The following is a 6917-nucleotide window of genomic DNA, read 5'->3' on the forward strand; positions in this document are numbered from 1 at the left end:
TCAACGTCCTTGTTTAAAGAGCGGGTGCAGTGACGACAATGCCGCTGTCGCGATCAACTGAAAGTACTTTCAGTTCGCGCTGAACCGGTGGCAACGTATCGCCGGCTTTTATGCTGTCTTCGCTATCGCCATTTTTCACCCAGGCCCGGTGCCCGACCACGGCTTGCACTTTGTACCCACTCGACTGCGGGATCGGGTGGGCGCTTCTGGCACGCGCCTGCGACACAACAGGTGCCGGCTCCCTGCGCGGCGGCTTGACGATCTCCACACGCTGGCGGCTCTGCTCGAAGTAGTTCATGCGCTGGGTCAAACCTGTAAGGTTGTTGTCCAGCGCCTTGATCTGGCTCAGCAGCAGCTGGGTATTGCGCTGGGATTCCTCGCGCACGATCTTCAGCTGCTTCTCGCTGTTCTCCTGGGCCTGCAACGCCGCTTGCGCTTGCTCCCTGGATTTGGCCAGCTCGATGCTCAGCACATCCATGCGTGGCTGTTGCACCGATTGAGTCTGGTTTTGCGCCATGCGCTTGGCCTTGGCTGTCGGCGACGACGTCGCCTTCATCACGACCACCGCAACCACGATGAGCGCCACGAAGCTACCGGCAAAAACGCCGATGAGTTTTCCGAACGACCAGTTCTTCATGTCGAACTCCTTATCGAGATTGATCGTGAACGTCTTGCAGGAAGAACAGGCCAAAGCCTTTGTTCGCAGGCGTTGCGTACGTGGCCGGGCGGTTGAAGCCGCGGCGCACTTCCGACGCGATCGCGGTACCCATCTCCCCCACCGACGAACCGATGACCTGCTTGGTCGAAGGCTCGGTGGTGGTCTGGGCCACGACACCGCTCGGGCTGATGATCGTGGTGCCCGCAGTCTGCTGGTAGGCACGACCGTAGCCGGACAGCAACGAGGCAGCACCCAGGGCGAAGTAGCGCGACATGGTGTGGTGGTCCTTGGTCTCGGCGATACCTTGCTTGGCATCGTCTTCACGCAGGGCCACGGCACTGATGCGCATGGTCGGGCGGGGATCGTTCACCGGCGGCGCCAGGATGGTGAACTTCACCCGGATATTGTCCGGTGCCTGCTCGATCTTGCCGATCAGCTTGGCGCCATTCCATTTGCCGCCACGAATGGTTGCCAGCACGTCACCACCATCGTCGGTGTTCACCTCCGCATCCAGCGTGGCGTACATGATGGTGCCGGTCTTGATCAGCAGCTCCCGGTCGGTGTCGCCCACGGCCTCGATATCGTTGGGATCCTTCTTGTCCTTGGCCGTACGCAGCGCGACATCACGATCGCCACTGCCATTGCGCTCGGTCGGGTAGTAGCTGACGGTGCTGAAGCTGCTTTTGTCGGCAAAGCCCTTTGCGCTTTCCGATTCGCCCATCAACTGCTTGATCGACTTGAGTGTCTCGGTCTTGAGCTCGTTGACGTACAGGTCGCGCTGTTGCTCGGCCTTCTTCAGCTCTTCCTCCAGGCGCCGGCGTTCCTGCTCGTCGGCCTGGGCGTTGTTCACCCCAGCGCGCTGGGCAACCTGTGTGGTCTCGCGGGGTTGCTGTCCGGCCCCGACATAGATCGGCGGCGGTTGCGTGCTGGCATCGTTGTACGGCTGCCCTGGCACATTGAACTGGGCGTTCTGGCCACGGGCCAGTTCCTTGCCGGTGGACTGAACGATGTTGGGGTCGAAGCCTGGTTGGTACGACATGCCACGCTCGGCCGCCTGCTCGGCCTCCAGCGAGCTGCGCTGGGCGCGGCGCTGCGCCTCGGCAGCGGAAATAGGGTCAACCGACACCTCGGGCTGCGGCGCACGCGGCACATCCACGGTGGATGCCTTGCCGGCCGGTTCGTCCTTGCCGGTCATGCCGTTGTAGGCCAGCGCACCCAGCGCAAGCACCACCAGGCCTGCGGCAATCAGCGAAACCTTGCCGACGCCGGAACCGAACACGGCCTGCAGGTTGCGCTGCATCTCATCGGACTTGCGCGCCTTCTTCACATGCGAGCCCGCCGGCCCGTCACGGTCGGCCACCAGGTGCTCGTCGTCTTCATCGAAGCCCGAGTCGCTCGGCGGCATGTTGTGATCACTCATTGCAGATTCCCTTGCTCGATGAAGACGGTTACGGCCTGCCCGCCAGTCGTGAACGTGACGCTGTTCTGCAAGCCGGCATAGCGGTACACCGCCACGCCAGTAGTGCTGCGGGCAGCGTTGGTGTACGCGGGGTACTGCGCATCGGCCTTGGCTTTCACATACATGTTCGGGCCATAGCTCCAGGCTTCCACGCCTTCCAGCCCGGTCACCTTCAGGCGATTGGCCTCTTTTGGCGGCACGCCATCCAGGAAGTAGGTCAACGCATCGTCGATGCTCGGCATCCTCAACATGGCCACAGTGGCCTCGGCATCCGGATTACGCCCGGGCACCTTGGCATCCACACGCATGTCCACCTCTTCCTGCCCGGCAGCCAGGATCAGGATGATCGGTGTGGCCAGGCCGCGCAGCGTGACCGTGACGTTGCCGTAGGCGGCTGCCGTGGCAGGGTCCAGCGTCAGGATGTTGGTCGGTGCGACATTGCCGCCCTGGCCGTTCTGCCCACCACGCTCACGCCCGTCGCTGAACAGTTCGCGGTTGATCGACACGTTCTGGATCATCCACGGCTGGCCGGCGTAGTCGGAGAACACGATCGACGACTGCTGCCCCTTGCTCAGGCGAACGATGGGCGGCGAAACACCCGGGTCCAGGTTCAGTGCAAGCGTGCGGGTCACCGGCTTGGCCGGGCTTACGTAAGCCGTGGCCTTCTGCTTTTCACGCTCGAGCCACAGCTGCTTGATCAACTCCACCTGCGACGAGGTCAGCTGCGAGTCCTGCACGTCCTGAACCGTGTCGCTGATGACATCTTCAGGGCGCGGGTACACCACTTGAGCAACGCTGGATACCTGCCGGCCCAGGCCATTCATCGGCGGCAGGGGTGGCGCATCGCTGCCTTGCGCTGCGTCAACCTGGCCCGCACCACCCTCGGCGGCAGGCGCATTTTGCGCCTCGTTGGCAAATGCGGGCATGGCGATAGCGCTCGCAAGCAACGATGCGATCAGATGCTTCTTCATGGTCACTTCCTTGAGGTGTACGGCGACAGCTGAACAGAATCGACGGCGATGCCTTTGGTGTTGGTGGCCGAGGCGGGGATCTGCACGATGGTTACGGCTGCGAGGAAGTCCTGGCGCGAGCGTGCCTGCTGATCGCCGCCCACATAGAACTCGATGGCAATCGGCACCTGCACCAGCCAGTAGTTCTGCCCGGTTGCCAGCGCGCCGCTTTCTTCAACCTGAGGTACTTGCGTGGCCATGGCGCGCAGGATCATCCGCCCCTTGAGCACACGCTCCAGGTTGCCGGAATCGTCAAGCGTCTTCAGGAAGGCCTTGCGCCCTTCATCCGTGTACCAGCGGGCACCCGCGGCATTGAGGTTGGAGCGGTAGTTGACGTAGTCATAGGAATACGAGTTCACCACTGCGTCCTTGGCGTACTCGGCCAGCGTCGCCGGGGTGACACGCGGGTTGCTCTCGGTCGAGACCTCGCAGATGGCGTGGTTGTCGATGGTCGGAATCCAGCGGTACTTGGGGTACCAGAACACCACGGCAGCAATGGTCACGCCGAATACGCAGGTAAGCGCAAGCAGTTGCCCCCAGACGCGCTTGTTGCGGCGCTTGAGGTCAAGGCATTCCAGTTGCAGGCGTTTGACTTCGCGGACGGTGGCGGCTGCTTCACCCGGCGTTTCATCCAGCGCCAGCTCAAGCAGCTTTTCTTCATCGGTGCCCTGCCTGGCCGCAGGCGCCTCACCACCTGGGGTTCCGTGTTGGGTTTCCTTACTCGACATTGCGGATTTCCCCTGTCGTTCCGTCGTAAATGCAAATCGAGTCGGTTCCGTCATAGAACACGACGTTTTCAAAATTCGTTTGCGTCACCAGCCAGATGGCCGCAATAGCAACGCAGGGGAGCAAGGCAAGGCAGGCCCACTCACCAATATCCAGCAGCACACCCAGCATGCGGTTGTAGCGCCGCAATGCGCGCACATCCACGTCATCGCCTGTTCCGCTGCCCCATGACGTTGTGGTTGATCCGAGTTCGTCCATATCTCGCTCCATGAAGCAGCATTTTCATTTAAAACTTAGAAAGGTGCAACAGCGAAATTTTGACATATAGAAAAAATAGTCGCAATGCGCGACGTATTTTGACACGCCTACGTCAGGCTTCAGTCATCTAAGAAAATCGAATTTTTGCGCAAAAGGCACCCTCCTCTCACGGGCAACGGAACGCTGTAAGCCACGAATTACGGGCACTTCCAGAGTAAAATGGGTTACACCGCACTGCCTGGAAGCAGCACATGCATGCTGTCACATTGATATCAAAAAAATGTACGTCACCGATATTTTAGATAGTCAAAACACAACCCTTCCGGTGCTCTTGGCGAGCTCCAAAATCAAAGGTCAGGTTTCAGGCAATGACCGCGCAGGCCAAGACAGACAAGGCTTCCGGCATTTCTCCGGATAAAATCGGCGAGATTGATAGCGGGGGTTGCAGCACATCCTCCATGACAAGGCGGGAACCTGGTCCAGCTCTTCTCCTTAACGGCCCTCTTACGCGGGGGCCATTTCAATAAAACCCTTGTAAAACAAGGGTTTTACAAGTAGCTCCAACGTTCCTTGGGCCCTTCGGGATCAGTTCGTGAAGCGTGCAAGGCGGGTGAGCCATCACCCGCCTTGAGGCGATTTCAGTCTGTCACGATAGCGACTGAACATGGCCAAAATGTGATTTTCCACCATCCACACATTTTTTTGCGATAGCAGCTTTTTGCCATCATGCCTGCGAGCCACACCCATATCCCCTCACAGCATTCATGCCGGGCGGCCTACCGGGCACGAATTCTCTGGCCTGTAGTGAATGACACTGATCGATTGAAATAGTTGTGAACCGCTTAAAAATAATTGCAAAAGGCCATGCTTCAGATGCTCGCAAGCCACCTTTTGGCTTAGCCTGAATCAAGGGCGCTTCAAAAAAGCACCGGCGCTGAAAAAAACAAAGGGCACCCATCCCAGGGTGCCCTTTGCCTTACTGCGAGGTGAACCAGATCACCCCATCGAACGCACCCCCACGGGTTGCGAATGGCCCCGCGAAGTCACGATCCCCAGGAAGGAAATCACGATCGCCAGGCCCAATGTCGAACTCACCTCTACCCGGTGCTCAGGCGTGTACATCATCACCGCCAGTGCCCCGGCAATGAAGATGATCACCGCCCAGGTCAGGTACGGGAACAGCCACATGCGGAACTTCAGCTCGGTGTTCTCCCGCTCAAGGCGCCGACGCATGCGCAGCTGCGAGATGGCGATGACCATGTACACCAGCAGGGCGATGGCGCCGGAACTGGCCAACAGGAACTCGAACACGCCCTTCGGCGCAAAGTAGTTGAGGATGGCAATGGCTGCGCCGATCAGGGTGCTGCCAAACACCGCGGCACGCGGCACGCCAACCTTGGAGGTCTTGTTGAGGAAGGCCGGGGCGTCACCGCGCTTGGCCAGCGAATACATCATCCGCGAGGCAATGTAGATCGACGAGTTCATGCAACTGGTCACGGCCACCAGGACCACCAGGTCGACCATGAACGCCGCGTTGGGGATGTTCATGATTTCCAGCGCACGCTGGTACGAGCCCACCACTGCCAACTGCGGGTCGTTCCACGGCACCACCGAGATGATCACGAAGATCGACAGGATGTAGAAGGTGCTGATCCGCCAGATCACCGAGCGCGTGGCCTTGGCGATGTTGCGCGACGGGTCGCTGGACTCCGACGCGGCAATGGTTACCGCCTCGGTACCGATGAAGCTGAACATCACGGTGATGAACGCCCCCACCACCGCCGACCAGCCCTTCGGCGCAAAGCCCCCATACTCCGCCATCAGCCCGCTCAGGCCGCTGACCTCGCGGTTGGGCAGCCAACCCATCAGCGCGGCAACGCCCAGACCGATAAAGCCCAGGATGGCCGTTACCTTGAGGATGGCGAACCAGAACTCGAACTCACCATACTTGGCCACGCTGAACAGGTTGGTGCCGGCCAGCAGCAGTACCGAGGCCAGAGCGAAGATCCAGCTGTCTACCTGGGGGAACCAGGCGTTCAGCACATGCCCTGCGGCCAAGGCTTCGATAGGGATTACCAGCACCCAGAACCACCAGTACAACCAGCCGATGGTGTAGCCGGCCCAGCGGCCAATGGCCTGGTCGGCGTAGGTGGAAAACGATCCGGTGTCGGGGTGTGCCACGGCCATTTCGCCGAGCATGCGCATGACCAGTACCACCAGGGTGCCGGCCACGAAATAAGAAACTATGGTTGCTGGCCCGGCCGCCGCGATGGCGTGCCCAGAGCCTACGAAAAGTCCGGCGCCGATGATGCCGGCGATGGACAGCATCGTTACATGACGCGGCTTGAAACCTTGTGCAAGGTTGCCATCAGATCCCACGGTGCTCATTGATGTTGTTCTCTTTTTGCTGACACAAGGATGGGGGCAGAGGTAGGCGAAAATATCTCCTTTGAATTGAGTAAGTCGACAGGTTACTGGCGCGCTGTTGTTGATCTTTGGCGCGCATCACAAAGCAACGTGCCGGTGCGGTTCGGGCTTCATTTAAGCCGCGCAGGGCTGTGGGAAATTACACGAGAACGCCCCGGAACTGTTCGATCACGACAGGGCAGTTCCATTACCGCCAGATGTCGCGAATGGCATGCCCGATCGCGCCATCGGGCCGTCTGAAGCTTTTGTTTTTCATTTGGATGTGTATCGCCTGTGCGGGCCTCTTCGCGGGTAAACCCGCTTGTATGGTAGGACTTGAAGGGAGGAGGAGGGTCATAACTCGCTTCTGACTGTTCGCGCAGTACAGACCGTGGGAGAA

6 protein-coding genes are annotated in these 6917 nt (G+C 59.9%); all 6 read right to left on the reverse strand.

The features are described from left to right. Positions 1–13: 13 nt before the first annotated feature. Entirely contained in the window at positions 14–691 is a 678-nt protein-coding gene (locus tag ACQKPZ_RS11480; RefSeq protein ID WP_427537912.1) for a hypothetical protein, read from the reverse strand. Beyond that, positions 648–2078: a DotG/IcmE/VirB10 family protein gene (locus tag ACQKPZ_RS11485; protein ID WP_427537892.1), complete on the reverse strand. Its 1431-nt coding sequence runs from the start codon at positions 2076–2078 to the stop codon at positions 648–650. Before ACQKPZ_RS11485 ends, ACQKPZ_RS11480 begins: the two co-directional genes overlap by 44 nt. Further along, positions 2075–3088 (reverse strand): DotH/IcmK family type IV secretion protein, encoded by a 1014-nt coding sequence (locus ACQKPZ_RS11490; RefSeq protein WP_427537895.1) that lies wholly within the window; start codon positions 3086–3088, stop codon positions 2075–2077. Before ACQKPZ_RS11490 ends, ACQKPZ_RS11485 begins: the two co-directional genes overlap by 4 nt. Before the next feature lie 2 nt (positions 3089–3090). Then, positions 3091–3855, reverse strand: coding sequence for a DotI/IcmL family type IV secretion protein (locus ACQKPZ_RS11495; protein WP_427537898.1), 765 nt, complete (start codon positions 3853–3855; stop codon positions 3091–3093). Continuing rightward, positions 3845–4111: a hypothetical protein gene (locus ACQKPZ_RS11500; RefSeq protein ID WP_427537901.1), complete on the reverse strand. Its 267-nt coding sequence runs from the start codon at positions 4109–4111 to the stop codon at positions 3845–3847. The genes ACQKPZ_RS11495 and ACQKPZ_RS11500 overlap by 11 nt, the downstream gene beginning before the upstream one ends. A gap of 996 nt (positions 4112–5107) precedes the next feature. Continuing rightward, positions 5108–6499: an amino acid permease gene (locus tag ACQKPZ_RS11505; RefSeq protein ID WP_427537903.1), complete on the reverse strand. Its 1392-nt coding sequence runs from the start codon at positions 6497–6499 to the stop codon at positions 5108–5110. Positions 6500–6917: the final 418 nt, after the last annotated feature.

Source organism: Pseudomonas sp. NPDC089547, from assembly GCF_050280665.1.
In the GTDB taxonomy this organism is placed as follows: domain Bacteria; phylum Pseudomonadota; class Gammaproteobacteria; order Pseudomonadales; family Pseudomonadaceae; genus Aquipseudomonas.